The organism is Pseudomonas salicis (assembly GCF_057128705.1).
The window spans coordinates 1-17400 of sequence record NZ_JBSKHU010000004.1 but is presented as its reverse complement, the minus strand read 5'-3'; the positions used below and the strand labels follow the sequence as shown (position 1 = coordinate 17400).

The following is a 17400-nucleotide window of genomic DNA, read 5'->3' as shown; positions in this document are numbered from 1 at the left end:
GGATTCAGGCGGGCTTACGACGCGACGGATCGCGCTTCATCAACGCCGTACACACCAGCGCGATCAACGCCATGCCGATCAGGTACACGATCACGTAATGCGGATTGCCGTCGCCCATGGCCAGCAGTTGCGTGGCGATCATCGGTGCGAAACCGCCCCCCAGCACACCGGCCAGCTGGACCGACACCGAGATGCCGCTGTAGCGGATTTCGGCGGGGAACTGCCGGGCGAACAGCAGCGATTCAGGGGCGTACAGAATCGGGAACACCACGCCTACCGCCAGCACCATCGCCCACCAGACCAGCACCGGATCGCGGGTGCCGAGCATGGCGAAGAACGGGTAGATGAAGGCGCAAAGCAACAGCAGGCCTGCAACGTAAAGACGCTTCTGGCCGACGAGGTCAGAGATATGCCCACACAGCGGCATCGTCACCAGCGACAGGGCCGCGCCTGCGGTGATGGCGCCCAACACATCGGCCCGAGGGATCTGCAACTGGTTGGCGGCGTAGGCCAGGGCGAACGTCACCGACATGTAGAACCAGGCGTTCTCCGCCGTGCGCGCACCGATGATGGTCAGTGTTTCGCGAGGATGATCACGAAACACCTTGAACAGCGGCACTTTGACGGCAATCTTTTCCTTTTTCAGCTTCTCGAAGTCAGGCGACTCGGGCACTTTCAGACGGATCAGCCAGCCCACGCCCAGCAACAGCACGCTCGCCAGGAACGGAATGCGCCAGCCCCAACTGAGCATGTCGGCTTCCGGCAATTTGGCGACGAGGGCCATCGCCAGCGACGCCAGCACCAGGCCCGCGCCGACGCCGGTTTGCGGCAGGCTGCCGTAGAAGCCTTTCCTGCCTTCAGGGGCGTGCTCGACGGCCATCAACACCGCGCCGCCCCACTCGCCACCGACCGCCATGCCCTGCAAAAAGCGCATGCCCACCAGAATGACCGCGGCCCAGTAGCCGATCTGTTGGTACGTGGGAATCAGGCCGATGATGATCGTCGGCACACCCATCAACATCAGGGTGACGAGCAGCATGGATTTGCGGCCGATTCTGTCACCGAAATGACCAAACACGATGCCGCCCAACGGACGCCCGAGAAAACCCACCGCGTAGGTGGCGAACGCCGCCAGCACGCCGATGATCGGGTCCAGTGCAGGGAAGAAGATTTTGTTGAAGATCAGTGCGGCAGCCGTGCCGTAGAGAAAAAAGTCGTACCACTCAATGGTCGTACCCGCCATGCTCGCCGCCCCGGCAAGCCGATAGGCCTTGGTCTTGGTCTTCGCAGCGCTGGCGTCAGGTACACCCGCGTCCGCTGTGAAAGCGTCCTTCATAAACTCCTCCGCTTATTATTGTTGTGCAGGGTGTTATGGCATGTGGGTGATGCAGTTGGTCTCGTTGTGATCGCGTACCTGTAGGAGTGAGCTTGGTCTGGGCCGCATTCGGACGATTGCGCTCTGTCATTTCACATAGAGGTGACTGAAATACCGCCATCGCGAGCAAGCTCACTCCTACAAAAGCGGATTCGCGATATCGGTTGCATTGGAGTATAGATGTGCAAACTTCTAATAAGAACGCACATAAAAGCAGGTCTATCATGCAAAAACACATCACCTCCCTGAGCGCATTGAACTGGGATGACCTGAAGTTTTTTCTCGAAGTGGCGCGCACGCGCAAGGCCAGTTCAGCGGCCAAACGGCTGGCAGTGGACTACACCACTGTGTCGCGGCGGATCAACTCGCTGGAGGCATCGCTCGGCACCTTGTTGTTCGAAAAGTCGCGCAACAACGGCTTTGTGCTGACGGCAGAAGGTCAGCGTTTGCTGAGTTCGGCGGAGTCTATCGAAAGCACCTTGCACATTGCCTGCGAACAAGTCTCAGGGTCCGGCGTCGCGTTATCGGGCCATGTGCGCATGGGCTGCACCGAAGGTTTCGGCAGTTTCTTCGTGACCCCGCAATTGAGCCACTTCACCGACACCTACCCCGCCATCTCGGTGGACATCCTGCCCCTGCCGCACTTCATCAGCCTGTCCAAACGCGAGGCCGACATCGTCATCGCCCTGGAGCGCCCGGAACATGGGCCTTATGTCGTCTGCAAACTGTGCGACTACAACCTGCGCCTGTACGCGACTCAGGAATACCTCGACCAACATCCGCCCATCCGCAAGACCGATGATCTGGTGGGCCATCCTTTCATCAGCTACGTCGACGACCTGGCCTTCAGCCCGGAATTGCTCTACCTCAACAATTTGCTCCCCGACGTCCACGCCCACCTGCGCAGCACCAGCGTGGTCGCCCAATACGTCGCGGCGTTGCAGGGTCGGGCACTGGCGATCCTCCCCTGCTTCCTTGCCGCTCAGGACCCGCGGCTGCTTCCGGTGTTGCCCGAAGAGGTGAACATCACGCGGCAGTTCTGGATGTATTGCCGCGAGGACTTGAGGAAACTCAAGCGGATCACCCTGTTGTGGGATTACATCCGCCAGACCACCGAGCAGAATCAGGCGTTTTTGTTGGGGGAGACGCGGGTAATGGGTTTTGTGGATTAGTCGAGGAACCTAATTCACCGCAACCCTGTAGGAGTGAGCTTGCTCGCGATGACTGTCCGCCAGGTATAGATGTGTTGATTGAGTGAACGCAATCGCGAGCAAGCTCACTCCTACAGAGAAACGTGCATCCACGTCTAAACCGCCCCTCGCCACCATAGTTTAGAAATCTCTGAACTATGCATTTGAGCTTTCCTATTCTTTCCGTTCATCGGCCGAACCTAAGATCGGCTCCAATAAAGGAGCCCGTCCAGTAGAGACCCGGCCCGAAGATTGCCTTTTCTGATGTGACTGCCGCTGTACCCCGTTTCGGCTCGCGCCGTGGCGGAGCCATGTCTGAGGTCACGTGTCAGTCGCAAGACGCAATCTTTGGGGACGTTCGATGAAACTGGAAATCTTCCGCACGATGTGGGGCTACGCTGCGAGCAAGGCTCAGGCGCTGGACGAGCTGCTTGAGGCCGGGTTCGACGGCATGGAAGCGCGCCTGCCGCTGACGCCGGTCGAGCGTGCCGAATTCGGTGCGTTTCTGCGGGCCAATCACCTGCCTTACATCGCCACGGTCTTCACCGCCTACGACGTCCTCCCTGAACAATCGGCGACCCTCGCCGAACACCTGACCGACCTCGAAAAGAAACTCGCCTGGTCCACCGAGTTGACGCCGCGCTTCGTCAACGTGCTGGCCGGGAACGACCGCTGGCAGCTGCCGCAACAAGTTGAGTTCTTCGGTCAGGCGCTGGAACTGGCGCGCAAGCATGGCCAGACCGTCACCTTCGAAACCCACCGCGCCCGCTCGCTGTTCAACCCGTGGGTGACGCTGGAGCTGATTCGTCAGTTGCCGGATCTGCGTTTCACCAGCGACATCAGCCACTGGATCGTCACCTGCGAGCGCCTGCTCAACGACCCGGAAGACGACCTCAGTGCTTTCGTCGAGCGCGTTCATCACGTTCAAGCCCGGGTCGGTTACGACCAAGGTCCGCAAGTCCCGCACCCCGCCGCGCCGGAGCGCGCCGTCGAACTGGCGTTCCATCAGCAGCACTGGGAAGCGGTCTGGACATCCCAACAGGCACGCGGCTACCAGGTCACCACGCTGACCCCGGAATTCGGTGCGGACGGTTACCTGCATCACCTGCCCTTCACCAACGTTCCGGTGGCCGATCTGTGGTCGCTGAACGTGTGCATGGCCCAGATCGAACGTGAACATTTCCAGCGCTTCACCCACACAACAAGCCGATAAGGAGCGTTTCGCCATGCCTGATCAGTCTCAAGCGGCCGCCGTCTCGACCGAGCCAAGAGTGGCCAACTTCAGCAGCATTCCGGTGGTGGACATCGCCGGTCTGTTCAGCGCCGACATCACCGACCGTCAGGCCGTGGCCGACGAGCTCGGCAAGGCTGCGCGTGAGGTGGGCTTTCTGTACGTCAAGAATCACGGCATCGAGCCCGCGCTGATCGCGGGTTTGCGCCAGGCGGCCAAGGATCTGTTTGCTCAGTCGCTCGACTACAAGATGCAACATTACATCGGCACGTCTCGCAGCCATAAAGGCTTCGTCCCGGAAGGTGAAGAGGTGTATGCCAAGGGCAAGCCCGATCACAAGGAAGCCTTCGACATCGGCTTCGAAGTGGGCGACGAAGACCCGCTGGTGATCGCTAAGACCCCACTGATCGGCGCCAACGAATGGCCGGACTTGCCCGGTTTCCGCCCCGCCGTCGAGGCCTATTACGCCGCCGTGTTCGCCTTGGGTCGTCGCCTGTTCGATGGTTTCGCGTTGGCGCTGGGCCTTGAGGAAGGCTACTTCGAGGCGATGGTCACGCGTCCGCCGTCCAAGCTGCGCCTGATCCACTACCCCTTCGACGGCGCCGCACAGGATGCGCCCGGTATTGGTGCGCACACCGACTACGAGTGCTTCACCATGCTGCTGGCCGACAAGCCGGGGCTTGAGGTGATGAACGATCTGGGCCAGTGGATCGACGCGCCGCCAGTGGAAGGCGCGTTCGTGGTGAACATCGGCGACATGCTGGAGGTGATGACCGCTGGTACGTTCGTTGCTACGGCTCATCGGGTACGCACGGTCAGCGAGGAGCGTTATTCCTTCCCGCTGTTCTTCGCCTGCGACTTCCACACCCAGATCAAACCGCTGCCTCAATTCGAGAAAGAGGGCACGGAGTACGAAGCGATCACCATCGGCGAACACATGTTCGGCCAAGCCTTGCAGACGTATCAGTACCTGCGTCGCAAGGTCGAGAACGGCGAACTCAAGCTGTACGAAAAGGCGCGCAAGCCTTCGAGCTTCGGCCATTTGAAGCATCAGGCACAAGACGCATCCTGATGCCCCACACCCCATCCCAACACACCGTGCCTTACCTTCCTGACGTGGAGTCACCGACGATGCGCAACACTTTGAACACTGCTGTTCGCTTGACCGTTCTTGCCACCGCCGTGCTCGGCAGCTCTTTGTTACAGGCTACGGTTGCCCACGCTGCCACCACTGTGACACCTGGCCAGTTCAAGGTCGGCATGGAGATTACCTACCCGCCGTTCGAATCCTACGACGAGAAGAAAAACGTCGTCGGCTCCGACCCTGACCTGTCGCGCCTGCTGGCCAAGCACATGGACCTGAAGGCCGAGTTCGTCGACACCAAGTTCTCCAGCCTGATCCTGAGCCTGAACGCCGGTCACTACGATGCGATCATCTCGGGCATGTACATCACCCCTGAGCGTCAGACCCAGGCCCAGACCATTGCCTACGCCAAGACCGGCGCGGCGATCATGGTGCTCAAAGACAGCACGATCAAACCCAAGGTGCCGGAAGACCTCTGCGGCCTGAAAGTCGGCCTGGAGAAAGGCACGACGTGGGTCGCCCAATTCAACAAGCTCTCCACCGATTACTGCGTGCCGAACAACAAAGGCGCGATCGCCGTGAGCGAGTTCCCGTCCGCACCGGAAGTGACCCAGGCGCTGCTGTCGGGCAACGTTCAGGCTCAGGTCGAAATCGACGGCGCGGCGGGCATGATCGCCGAACGCACCAAAGGCCGCGTGGTGGTGAGCACCGAGCACTCGATCTACCAGCAGACCCTCGGCATCTACGTGAAGAAAGGCAACGACGAGTTGTATCAGGCGTTGCTCAAGGCCTTCGACGAAACCAAGAAATCCGGTGAGTACGCGGCGCTGCTGAAGAAGTACAACCTGGAAGAGCCGAGTAATTAAAGGCTGATGCTCTACCCCTTGTAGGAGTGAGCTTGCTCGCGATGGCGTTGAATCAGTCAACATTGATATGTCTGACTAACCGCCATCGCGAGCAAGCTCACTCCTACAGAAATTGCGCTTGATAGAGATTTCCCCGCAGGGTCTGGCCCCGCTGAGGTGTGTATGCAATTCGAATGGTCCTACTTTTTTTCGCTGTTCTCGGTCTCGGACTTCTGGGAATCCTGCATCACGGTGATTGAACTCAGCGCCTTGGGCTGGTTCATCGGCATGCTCTTGGGGTTTCTACTGGCCTCGGCCAAGCTCTCGACCGCGCGCTGGATCAGCGTGCCTGCGTCGATTTATATCTGGTTCTTCCGTAGCGTCCCGCTGCTGGTGCTGGTGGTGTTCACCTACAACCTGCCGCAGATGTTTCCCATCACCCGTGAAGTGCTGTCCAATCCCTTCTACTCCGGCCTGTTGGCGCTGGTCGTCACCGAAGCGGCGTACATGGCCGAGATCCACCGGGGCGGCCTGATTTCCGTTGCAAAAGGACAGAAGGAAGCCGGTAGAGCATTGGGCGTAGGACTGATCGGCATGCAGCGTCTGATCGTGATCCCGCAGGCCTTCCGCATTTCCCTGCCGACGCTGATCAACGAATACATCACCGTGGTGAAACTGACCTCGCTGGTGTCAGTGATTTCCCTGACCGAGCTGCTCACTGTCGGCCAGCGTCTGTACGCGCAAAACTTCCTGGTGATGGAAACCCTGTCGGCGGTCGCGGTGTATTACGTGATGATCGTGACCGTGTTCGGCTGGCTGTTTCACTGGCTCGAACAGCACCTGGAACTGAACAACCGCAAGCCGCAAACCCTCGACGACAGCGCCCTCGCCCGTCTGCGCTCGACGCTGATCGCACAGCCCGCCAAGGCCCGCCAGTCCGACGCAGGTCCGGGTTCGGCCCCTGCCTTGCAACTGGTGAACATTCATAAGAGCTACGGCCATCACGAGGTGCTCAAGGGCATCAGTCTGGACGTGAATCCGGGGCAGGTGATCTCGATCATCGGGCCGTCCGGCTCGGGCAAGACCTCGTTGATCCGCACAGTGAACAGCCTGGAAAGCATCGACAAGGGCGAGATCATTCTCTTCGGTGAAGGCTTCATCCATGCCGGTGACAGCCCCAACGCGCCGCAGATTCGCCGTGGTGTGCAGCGCATCGGCATGGTGTTCCAGAACTTCAACCTGTTCCCCCATCGCACGATCCTGGACAACGTGACCCTCGCCCCGCGTTATCACGGCCGCGACAAGGCCATCAGCGAACAGCGCGCCTATGCCCTGCTCGACAAGGTCGGCTTGCTGGCCCACGCGCACAAATACCCGCACCAGCTTTCCGGCGGTCAGCAACAGCGTGTGGCGATTGCCCGCGCGCTGGCGATGGACCCGCAGATCATGCTGTTCGACGAACCGACGTCCGCGCTCGATCCTGAGCTGGTCAGCGAGGTGTTGAAAGTCATCGGCGACCTGGCGAAAGAAGGCATGACCATGCTCATCGTCACCCACGAAATGGACTTTGCGCTGTCGATTTCCGACCGTGTGATTTTCATGGAAAACGGTGTGGTGCAGGTCGATGCTTCGCCACAGACCATCCTCGCCGACCAGTGCGGCGAGCGGGTGCGCAAGTTCATGGGGCTGGACAGCCTGGCCACTCAACCGGAGCCCGTGCGCAAGGAAGCCTGAGCGGCTATCGTGTAGCGACATGATCCCCGCATCACGTCGCCCCGGAGCCTGAGATGGACCACTACACCCCGCTGAACTGTGATCTCTACGACTACCTGGAGATCGCCTGCATGCACGGTTATCGCTTGAAGGTCGAAATGATCGACGGCACAACCTTCGAAGGCCGGCCCGTCACCACCCGCACTGCGCCGAGCAAGGAAGAATTCCTGCAATTCGCCGACGGCCTCGATGAAGTGCGGATGGACCAGATGCTCGCCATCACCCCGCTGGACGACGGCGCCAGTTTTGGTCGGGTGGAGTTGGGCAATTCGTTTTGCGCGACGTGAGGGAATTCAGTCAGGAGGACGCCTCAATCCCTGTAGGAGCGAATTCATTCGCGAAGCGTTGGTACAGCCGACACACCCTCATCGCCTGATAACTCTTTCGCGAATGAATTCGCTCCCACAGGTTGATCCCTCGCGGCCCCCCCATAAAGCGAAGGCTATAACGCCAACATCAACCCACTCAACCGCTTCACCTTGCGCCGCAGCGCTTCTTCGAACACGCCCTGTCGCGGTTCGATGAGGCTGAACCAGTTTTTCGCCCGCGTGATGCCGGTGTAAATCAGCTCCTTCGTCAGCACCGGGTTCAGCGCTTCGGGCAGAATCAACGCCGTGTGCGCAAACTCCGAGCCCTGGGATTTGTGCACGGTCATGGCGTACACCGTTTCGACATCATTGAGCCGGCTCGGCAGCACGAAACGCACGCCGCCCTCGCCGTCGTTGCGCGGAAACGCCACGCGCAGCGCCGTGCGGTTTTCCTCGACCGGGCCTTCCGGCAAACGGAGCGCGATACCAATGTCGCCGTTCATCAAACCCAGTCCGTAATCGTTGCGGGTCATCAACACGGGGCGGCCTTCGTACCATTGCTGATCACTCTCGATCAGGTCGGCAGCGAAGAGCGTCTGAGTGATGCGCTGATTCAACCCCTCAACGCCCCACGGCCCTTTGCGCACGGCACACAACAGCTGGAACTCATCGAACGCGTTCAGCACCTTGCGCGCCCACTCGACGCAGCGCGGATCTTCGATAGACGTGAGCCCTTGTGGCCGCTCGCTGCGCATCAGGGTCAGATAATGCCGATACCCCTGAGGGCCGCCGCCGTGGCCGTCGAGCAACAGACGCGACCACGCCCGATCCTGCTCGCCCTTGAGCACCAATGAATACAAATCCGCATAACCGCCGTTGACCAACAGCGCTCGGGCGTCCTGGTCCTGCTGCTGATTGACCCGTTTCGCCAGTTGCCCAATGCCGCTGCCCGCCACGAAACGCCGCGAGTGACGCAACATCACCACCTGCTGCGCCAGAGCATGTTGCTGCGGGTCGCCCTGTTGCAGCCCGCTTTTGCTCAAGTCCTCGCCGCTGACCGATTCAAGCCACGCCTGCGTGTCCGCGCTGTACATCCCCGCTTCGGCATCCCGGCATAGATCACCCAGCACCGCACCGGCCTCCACCGACGCCAGTTGATCCTTGTCACCCAACAACACCATGCGCGCATGGGGCGGCAAAGCGTCGAGCAGATTGGCCATCATCTCCAGGTCGATCATCGACGCCTCGTCCACCACCAGCACGTCCAGCGGCAAAGGGTTGCCTGCGTGATGACGGAAGTGACGCGTGCCGGGCCGACTGCCGAGCAAACGGTGCACCGTGGTCACGTCGCTGGGGATTTTCTGCCGCACGTCTTCGGATACATCGAGGGTTTGCACCTGATGACTGATGGACTCGGTCAAGCGCGCCGCTGCCTTGCCCGTCGGCGCTGCGAGTCGAATGCGCAGCGGTTTGCCTCGCTCCACCGCAGGGGATTGCAGCAGCGCCAGAAGACGCACGACCGTGGTGGTTTTGCCCGTACCGGGACCGCCGGTGATGATGCTGAACGCACCGCGAGTGGCAATGGCACAGGCGAGTTTCTGCCAGTCGATCAGCGCATCCGGTGCAGTGCTTGCGTTCCCGAACAGAGCGTCCAGACGCTGGGCCAGGTCGCTCGACGTGGGTTCGGTTTGGCAGAGACGACGATGCAGGGCGGCGTCGATCCTGCGCTCATACGTCCAATACCGCCGCAGGTACAGGCGACGGTCTGACAACACCAACGGCTTCTGTGCTGCCGTCGTGCTGCTGTCGCCCGCCTTCGCGACAAGCGGGCTGTCCGCCAACGCCTGACACCAGGTCGCGCCGTCCAACGCCTTCAGCAGTGTGGAGGGCAGCAACATCGGCGTTTGCAGCACGTCACCTTCGGGCGGCAGCGACAGCGCGAAGTCTGGCTCTTTGAGGGTCTCAAAGAGGTCGAGGCAGACATGACCGTGACCGAGCTGATGGCTGGTCAACGCTGCCGCAAGCAGCACCAGCGAATCGGCCGCTGGATCGAGGTCTGCCAAAAAACCCACGAAGGCCTTGTCCAGCGCTCGCAACCAGCCACGCTCGACCCAGCGTTCCAGCAACAGCAGCAAGTCCTCAACCCGACTCAGTGGCTGGAGAGCGGCAAGGCTCTCGGCGTCCAGCGGCGTGGGCAGCAAATGCGCGAAGGTGCGGTTCATGCGAGGTCTCCTGACAGCGTTTCTTCCTCAACCAAGGCTCGCCCCTGAAACAGCAAATCGAGGCTTTCGATCAATTCACGTGGCGGCCGTGTGAACCATGCGCCCTGGCTGGCCGAACGACTGCCGCGCACGAACAGGTACACCGCGCCGCCCATGTGGCGGTCGTAGTCATAATCGGCCAGCCGCGCCTTGAGTTGGCGATGCAAGGCCAGCAGATAAAGCACGTATTGCAGGTCGTAGCGGTTGTCCAGAATCGCGTTTTCCATCGCCATTTCTGTGTAGGCATCGTCGTCGACGCCCAGCCAGTTGGATTTGTAATCGGCCACGTAATAGCGGCCCTGATGCTCAAACGTCAGGTCGATAAAGCCCTTGAACATGCCATTCAGCGAAACGGTTTCCGCCGCCGCACGGGGCGCGCCGCTGTGGGTGTAGCGACGCACCAATGCGTCCATTTGCGCCACGTCGACTTTCGAACAGGCGAACCAGAATTCCATCTCGACCCGGTACTGATTGGGTTGATCCAGCGCGCTCAAGGCGACCGGCGGCACGTCAGCGCCGAGACGCAACGGCAAGCTCAACAGGTGAGCCAGCCAGTCCGTCAGCGTGTTGATCCAGCCCTTCCAGTCGCGACGATTGCAGCGCTGGGCGACGACCTTTTCCAGTGCCACGGGATCGCTGGCGGCGACCGCGAAGCCCTTTTCCCCCGCCCACTCCAACAAGCCATGAAGGAAGGTGCCAGGGTTCGGGCCACGGGGAAACCGATGAATGTCGCCGCCGCTGACCAGGGTCTCGCGGGGCGCATCCGGGTCGAGGCGTTCGTCGTCGAACAGCTTCTGCGCCTGCGGGCTGTCCGGGGATTGGTCGCCGCTGTCGGTGATCGTGTCGCCGATGCGCAAGGCGCTGTAGGACGCAATCCACCAATTCTCCCGCGCGCTGCGGCGGGGTATGCGCGGCTTGCTCAACGCGACCTCGCTGCGCGGGGCGCTGAAGGTGTCTTCAGTCGGCGCAGGTACGGCTTCGACGTGCATGGTCGGCTGATCGCTGGCCAGCGCGTGAAGCCATTGAACGAGCTGCGTCGACTCTGCCAATACGTTGCCGCCACCGAGCAAGTAACCCAGCGCCGAGCGGTGCAGAATCGAGCCTTTGGTGTTACCGCGCTTGAGGTCGGCGACGCCCAGCCAGCAAGCGTGTTGCGCACGGGTCAGGGCGACGTACAGCAGGCGCAAGTCCTCGGCCAGACGCTCGTCATCCGCTTGTTCGATGAGCGCTGCCGTCGGTTTGAGGCTGATCTGCGCGTGCCCATCGGCGTCATGGAAATGCAACGGCAAACGGCTGCCATCGACCGGTTTGGTCGAGCAAATGAACGGCAGAAAGACCAACGGGTATTCCAACCCTTTGGACTTGTGAATCGTCACGACCTTGACCAGCTGCTCGTCGCTTTCCAGACGCAAAATCTGTTCTTCGCCAGCTTGGCCGGACAACGCCAGATGCTCGCTCAGATGACGAATCAACGCCTGCTCGCCATCGAGTTCAGCAGCGGCCTGTTGCATCAATTCAGAGAGGTGCAGCAGGTTGGTCAACACCCGCTCACCATCGCTGCGCTGGATCAACGTCTGCGGCAGTTTGAAGTCGTGCAAGAGGCGACGGAGCATCGGCAGCACGCCTTGGGTGCGCCAGATGCGACGGTAATCGCGGAACTGCATGACGCGGTTTTCCCACGCCAGTTCGTCCTGATTCAGACGTTCCAATTCAGCCAATGGCAGGTCGAGCGTGATGCAGGCCAAGGCGGCGCGCAGTGTGCGTTCTGCATCGGGTTCTGCACACGCCTTGAGCCAGGCCAACAGGTCGTGAGCCTCTTGCGCGGCGAACACCGAATCCTTGTCCGACAGATACACACTGCGCACGCCACGGACCGACAACTCGCCACGCACGGCTTGGGCTTCCTTGCCGTCGCGCACCAGAATCGCGATGTCCGACGGCATCACGCCTTTCAGCGCTTCGCCCGGTTTGGCGAAGCCCGCACGGCCTTGTTGACCGGCATTGAGTAAGCGCACGATTCCACTCGCGCAACTGGCGGCCAACTGCTGCCGATACAGCGTGCCGGACACCGGCTGATCACTTTCCAGTTGCCAGACATTCAGCGCTGGAATGGCCTGGCCGTCGAGCTGAAACACTTCTTTGCGGCCCTGTGAATTAACAGGCTGGAACGGCACAGGATTGTGATCGGCGCTGCGAAACAGAAACGCGCCGCGCCCAACGGGGTTGAGTTCGGCACGCACGAACACGTGGTTCACAGCCTCGACCATCCCGTGGCTGGAGCGGAAGTTGGTGCCCAATGTGTGCAGGCGTCCGGTGGTCGCCGTGCGCGCGCGCAGGTAGGTGTAGATGTCGGCGCCGCGGAAGGCGTAGATCGCCTGCTTGGGGTCGCCGATCAGGAACAGGCCGGTGCTTTCGTCATGGGCTTCGAGGCGATAAATGCTGTCGAAAATCCGGTACTGGACCGGGTCGGTGTCCTGGAATTCATCGATCAACGCAACTGGAAACTGCTCGCGAATCAGGGTCGCCAGGCGCTCACCGCCACTCCCTCGCAACGCTGCGTCCAGACGCAACAGCATGTCGTCAAAACCCATTTCGGCACGACGACGTTTCTCTTCTTCAAAACGCGCACCGACCCATTGCGCGGCGTGTTCGAGTACGGCCGCGTCAGGCGTTGGCAGCGTGTCGAGGGCGACTTTCAGCTCGACCATCGCCTCGAAGGCCGGGTGCGACGGCGGGTTGCTCTTCCAGGCTTCGGCGATGCCATCAGGGGTCAGGCGGGTGAAACCGGTGCCCAGATCGAGCTGTTCCTGTTCGTCATCGTTAGCCCAGGCGATCAGCTTGTCGAACCAGGGTCTGAAGTAGCGCTCCTGCATCTTGCGACCGTCGACAACCTTGCAGTTCACGCCGTCGATGCAGATCGCATGCAACTCGGCGGCCCAATTGGCCCACGGCGATTTGAGCGTCTTCAGGGTTTCGCGGCGTTCGGTGATCGAAGCTTCGATCAGTTGCGTCGGGGTTTGCGTGACCGGCGCGCGATCGCTGCCGAACATCGCACGAACACGTGGCAACAACGCCGCCGGGCCACCCCAGTGTTCACGCACCCAGTTGAGCGCGTCGCCGGTCATCGGATAGCAGAACTTGCGCCAGTAATCGCGCAGCACTTCGCCGAGCAAATCGCTGTGGTCGGTTTCCAGGCTTTGAGTGAACAGGCTGCCGCTGTCGAAGGCGTGCTCGCGCAACATGCGCTGACACCAACTGTGAATGGTCGAAACGGCCGCTTCGTCCATCCATTGCGCCGCGATGTCGAGACGACTCGCACAGCCCGCCCACTGATCCGGCGCGAAGTCGTTGCGCAGGTCGTCGATCAAAGCGTCAGGGGCTTCGATCTCTTGACGGAAGAAACGCGCCGCTTCGGCCAGGCGTGTACGGATGCGGTCGCGCAGCTCTTTGGTCGCGGCGTCGGTGAAGGTCACCACCAGAATCTGCGGCGGCAGCAACTCGCGACCGAAGCCTGAAACCTCGTCGCCGTGGCCAAGCACCAAACGCAGGTACAGCGCGGAAATGGTGAACGTCTTGCCAGTGCCCGCGCTGGCCTCGATCAGTTGGCTGCCCTTGAGCGGGAAGCGCAGGGCCAACGGTTTTTGAAGGTCCATCATGCTCCGGCCTCCACGCTGGACAGGGATTGCCAAGGCGCTTCGTAAATCGGTTTGTACAGCGACTCACACCAGCCAACGAACTCTTCGCTGTCGAGCAGCGTATCGAACGTGGGGAATTGTCGAGCGAGCGCTGTGCTTTCGGCGTGCTCGCCCGCGATGTTCTGGCCGTCGCCGTCGTAGGTTTTGCGGGCGGCGGCTTCGGCTTTGACGTCGTCCGCTTCACCGAGCCAGGCAAACGCAGTCTTCACGGCAACGGGTAACGGGCGCTGCATGCCGTGTTGCCAGGCGAGCAGCAGATCGTTGAGGGTGCTTGTGGCTTTTCCCTTATCCAACGGGGGCAAAAGCAGGGTTTCATCGCTAGCCACCAGTGCGGTGGTCAGCGGCAAATCGCAGGCGCACGCCACCAGATGATTGACCCACGGCTTGGTCAGGCGATGCCACTTCCGAGATTTCCTACCGCCGATGGCATTGGGAATGGCCGTCACAGCCAGCAACTCGCCTTGCGTATTTTGATAGAGGCCATCGAGCCAACCGTCGAGGGCGACGTTTTGATGTTCGTGGCTCACGGGCAACGCGCTGTGAACCCGCTCCGGCCATTTGAACAACAGGTCATGGTAGCGCTGAACCAGATCCGGTAGCGGCTCGATCAACTCGTCCTGTAGGAGCGCGCCGAATCCAGCCATCGGCAACAGCCCACTGGCCTGCAAGCGAACGGCTTGGGCCTTGAGGGATTGGTCAGCGCTTTCAGGGTCCAGGAGCGCCGCTTGCAGCAGGCTATCGCTCAATCCATAGCGCTCAAGAGCATCCAGCACAAACGGCTCCTCGTCGGCCAACGGCGCTTCGACTACTTCGAAGAAAATTTTCAGACGTTGACTGAAGAAGTGTTTGACCGGGTTACGCAAGAAATCTTGCAGCTGCATCAGGCTGAGCGGCTCTTCTTGCTCGTACTTTTCCAGTGCTTTGATTTCGCCCGACTGGACCGCTGCTTCATGCAAGACCTGCCATTCACGGGCAAAGCTGAAGTACTCCAGATTCTCCTGGAAGTATTTGGCGCTGAACGGTTGCAGCGGGTGTTCAAGGGTCAGCTTGTGCAGCAGTTGCTGACCTGGGTCGCGCTTCTTCGCGTCCTCGGGTTCGACAGCGTCTGCCAACCGCCAACCGCTGGCCAAATGATCACGTAGTTGGCCAATGAGCACTGACGCCGGACGTTCAGAGTTGTCACGAATGCTGCGTCCGACCCAACTGATGTAGAGCTGATCTCGGGCGGACAGAAGCGCTTCGAGTAGCAGATAGCGGTCGTCCTCGCGACGGGAACGGTCGCCGGGGCGGTAATCGCTGCCCATCAAGTCAAAGTCCAGCGGCGGTTGTGCGCGGGGGTAATCGCCGTCGTTCATGCCCAACAGGCAGACCACTTTGAACGGGATCGCACGCATCGGCATCAAGGTGCAGAAGTTGACGGAGCCTGCGAGGAAGCGCTGCGACAGTTTTCCTTGATCCAGCCCGGCAAGCCACGCTTCACGCACAACCGTCAGCGGCAATTCTTCCAGCAGGCCGACCGTTTCGCAGGTCTCCAGCCAAGTTTCACGCAGGGTTTCGAGTTGGCTGAGCTGATAGTCGTCGTGCTCGCTGTCCGCCGTGAAAAACAGCTGCATCAGCGCTTGTAGACGCGTGCCCCAGACCGGCGGGGTGGCAGGCTGCGACAGTTCGGCGTGGGCGACTTGAAGGGCGTCGATCAAGGCGACCAACGGGCCGATGAGCGCCGCGTCCAGGCCGCCGATTTCGTCATAGGGTTCGATGTCATCGTAGGCAATGCCTGCACCCACGGCGTACCCCAACAGCATGCGTCGCAGACCGAAATGCCAGCTGTTCTGTTCAAGGGCTTCAGGAAGGCCCAAACCCTCGCGTTGCTTGGCGTTCAGCCCCCAGCGCACGCCTGCGCCTTCGATCCAGCGATGCAGGGTTGGCAGGTCGCGTTCGTCGATGCCGAAACGTGCGCGCAGGGCGGGAACGTCCAGCAGGTCGAGGATCTCGCTGACCGGAAACCGACTGTCGGGGATCTTCAACAGGTGTTCGACGGCAATCAGTAAAGGGTCACGACCGCGCTGGCCCTGGTCTGCCAAAGTGAAGGGGATGAAGCGGCGATCATCACGGTCCAGTTGCCCAAACACGGCACGAATGTGCGGGGCGTAGCTGTCGATGTCCGGGACCATCACGATCACATCACGAGGGCGCAGATCAGGATTGGCGCTGAACCGCGCGAGCAACTGGTCGTGCAGCACTTCCACTTCGCGCTGGGCGCTGTGGGCCACGTGGAAGCGGATCGAGCGGTCTTTCTTGATGTCGACGGCGGGCCACAGCTCGTAGGTCTCGCTCAAGGGGCGCAGTTCGAGAATGTCGTCCTGTATCTGGCTGAGAATGGTTTGGGGGTCGCCGTCGCTGAACAGGTCGATACGCCCGTCGCGGAAGATCGAGCGGTAGCTGTTAGGGTCGTCGTGGCTGTCGAGCAGATTGATGTAGTCGCGGCCCTGCTTGCCCCATGCGGCGAGCAGTGGATGGGCGTGCTGGTGCAAAGCGTCCGGGTTGAGTACCACCGGCATCCCAGCCTTGCGCGATTGACGTTTGTACTCGTGCCGCAGCAAGTCTTTGTCAGCAACGATATCCGCCCAATGGTGACGGCAGGGGTTGTGCACGCAGAGCAGCACTTGGCTGAAACGTGACAGACCGGCGAGGGCTTCAAGCGCTTGGGCAGGCAGCGAGGAGATACCAAACACAATGACCCGGGCGGGCAAGCCTGCGGGGGCCTCGGTCAGGGTATTGATCCGCTCCATATAGCGCTGATGCACCCCGGCACGGCTCTGAGCCATCCCCTCGGCACCGACATCATGAAGCAGCGCTCGCCACAACTCGGCTTGCCAGCAGTTTTCAGGTTTGAGCGGTTTGGCCTCTCCCCTGACGTTCTTGAGTTGATGCCGTCCAGCGGCCCAGTCTTCAAGCCAGTCAGCGCGGTACACCTGGTATTGGTCGAACAGGTCGGCCAGTCGCTCGGACAACTGATAACGCTTGCGCAGATCAGTGTCGGCGGTGAGGAAGCGCTGTAAGGGCTCGAAGTGGGGTTGGTCGATTAATGCAGGCAGCAGTCGCATCAAACGCCAGGTGAGCGGGGCTTTATCGAGTAGCGAGGTTTCGGGAATTTCGTCCTTTCCCAAGACAGCGCGATATAGCTGCCACATGAAGCTGCCGGGGAGTTGAACGTCGATGGCGGCAGCAATGCCGCATCCCCCCTGGTCGTCGTCCTGTGCATCATCCGCGAGGGCAAGCTTCAGCCATTGGGCGATGCCGTTGCTCTGTACCAGCGCGACTTCGTTTTCCAGCGGGGTCAGCGGGTAACGCCGCATCCACGACACCACAAGGCTACGCAGTTCATCCAGGCGATTGCCATGAACCACCATGAACCCAGGGTTGAGGTTGGATGTCACCGGCATGGCTGCTTCCTTGGCGTTTGGAGAGGGAGAAGACTAACAGAGGGGGCACTTGACCTGTAGCCGTTCGACTTGCCGGCACTGCTGTAGGCAAGATCGCATCCCGAGGTGGAATGCGATCTTTTTCCGCGCGCAAAAACAAAACCCCATCTGCTTTCGCAAATGGGGTTCTGGAATTTAATCTTGACGATGACCTAC

The 17400-nt window shown here is 60.8% G+C and carries 10 protein-coding genes; 6 read left to right on the top strand and 4 right to left on the bottom strand.

The genetic code is table 11. The features are described from left to right. Window positions 1-4 precede the first annotated feature (4 nt). The gene (locus ACWKWE_RS14915) at window positions 5-1336 is read right to left on the bottom strand and encodes an MFS transporter (RefSeq protein WP_483850981.1); all 1332 of its coding nucleotides are present in this window, start codon (window positions 1334-1336) and stop codon (window positions 5-7) included. 263 nt (window positions 1337-1599) lie between these two features. On the opposite strand from ACWKWE_RS14915, the gene ACWKWE_RS14910 reads away from it, so the two are divergent. The 6 genes from ACWKWE_RS14910 (at window position 1600) to ACWKWE_RS14885 (ending at window position 7785) form a co-directional block, all read left to right on the top strand. After that, on the top strand, window positions 1600-2547 hold the full coding sequence (locus ACWKWE_RS14910) for a LysR family transcriptional regulator (RefSeq protein ID WP_483850980.1): 948 nt from the start codon (window positions 1600-1602) through the stop codon (window positions 2545-2547). Between the two features lie 379 nt (window positions 2548-2926). Then, entirely contained in the window at window positions 2927-3778 is an 852-nt protein-coding gene (locus ACWKWE_RS14905; protein ID WP_166593782.1) for a sugar phosphate isomerase/epimerase family protein, read from the top strand. A 13-nt stretch (window positions 3779-3791) separates the two neighbouring features. Next, complete coding sequence (locus ACWKWE_RS14900; RefSeq protein ID WP_483850979.1) at window positions 3792-4868, top strand: isopenicillin N synthase family dioxygenase; 1077 nt, start codon at window positions 3792-3794, stop codon at window positions 4866-4868. Between the two features lie 59 nt (window positions 4869-4927). Then, entirely contained in the window at window positions 4928-5746 is an 819-nt protein-coding gene (locus tag ACWKWE_RS14895) for an ABC transporter substrate-binding protein (protein WP_401142347.1), read from the top strand. A 162-nt stretch (window positions 5747-5908) separates the two neighbouring features. After that, complete coding sequence (locus ACWKWE_RS14890; protein WP_166593785.1) at window positions 5909-7459, top strand: amino acid ABC transporter permease/ATP-binding protein; 1551 nt, start codon at window positions 5909-5911, stop codon at window positions 7457-7459. Between the two features lie 53 nt (window positions 7460-7512). Further along, complete coding sequence (locus tag ACWKWE_RS14885; RefSeq protein ID WP_483850978.1) at window positions 7513-7785, top strand: Rho-binding antiterminator; 273 nt, start codon at window positions 7513-7515, stop codon at window positions 7783-7785. Window positions 7786-7940: 155 nt separating this feature from the next. Here ACWKWE_RS14885 and recD read toward each other — a convergent pair whose 3' ends face one another. Genes recD through recC form a run of 3 tightly spaced genes read right to left on the bottom strand, consistent with a single transcriptional unit; the run spans window position 7941 to window position 17205 of the window. Continuing rightward, entirely contained in the window at window positions 7941-10028 is a 2088-nt protein-coding gene (gene recD, locus ACWKWE_RS14880; protein ID WP_483850977.1) for an exodeoxyribonuclease V subunit alpha, read from the bottom strand. Further along, window positions 10025-13723: an exodeoxyribonuclease V subunit beta gene (gene recB / locus ACWKWE_RS14875; protein WP_483850976.1), complete on the bottom strand. Its 3699-nt coding sequence runs from the start codon at window positions 13721-13723 to the stop codon at window positions 10025-10027. Before recB ends, recD begins: the two co-directional genes overlap by 4 nt. Further along, a complete protein-coding gene (gene recC, locus ACWKWE_RS14870; RefSeq protein ID WP_483850975.1) occupies window positions 13720-17205 on the bottom strand; it encodes an exodeoxyribonuclease V subunit gamma in 3486 nt (1161 codons plus the stop codon). Before recC ends, recB begins: the two co-directional genes overlap by 4 nt. Between the last annotated feature and the right edge of the window lie 195 nt (window positions 17206-17400).

Coding starts and splice junctions, on each gene's coding strand:
- ACWKWE_RS14915 (WP_483850981.1), bottom strand. CDS start 1,336: ATGAAGGACGCTTTCACAGCGGACGCGGGTGTACCTGACGCCAGCGCT.
- ACWKWE_RS14910 (WP_483850980.1), top strand. CDS start 1,600: ATGCAAAAACACATCACCTCCCTGAGCGCATTGAACTGGGATGACCTG.
- ACWKWE_RS14905 (WP_166593782.1), top strand. CDS start 2,927: ATGAAACTGGAAATCTTCCGCACGATGTGGGGCTACGCTGCGAGCAAG.
- ACWKWE_RS14900 (WP_483850979.1), top strand. CDS start 3,792: ATGCCTGATCAGTCTCAAGCGGCCGCCGTCTCGACCGAGCCAAGAGTG.
- ACWKWE_RS14895 (WP_401142347.1), top strand. CDS start 4,928: ATGCGCAACACTTTGAACACTGCTGTTCGCTTGACCGTTCTTGCCACC.
- ACWKWE_RS14890 (WP_166593785.1), top strand. CDS start 5,909: ATGCAATTCGAATGGTCCTACTTTTTTTCGCTGTTCTCGGTCTCGGAC.
- ACWKWE_RS14885 (WP_483850978.1), top strand. CDS start 7,513: ATGGACCACTACACCCCGCTGAACTGTGATCTCTACGACTACCTGGAG.
- recD (WP_483850977.1), bottom strand. CDS start 10,028: ATGAACCGCACCTTCGCGCATTTGCTGCCCACGCCGCTGGACGCCGAG.
- recB (WP_483850976.1), bottom strand. CDS start 13,723: ATGATGGACCTTCAAAAACCGTTGGCCCTGCGCTTCCCGCTCAAGGGC.
- recC (WP_483850975.1), bottom strand. CDS start 17,205: ATGCCGGTGACATCCAACCTCAACCCTGGGTTCATGGTGGTTCATGGC.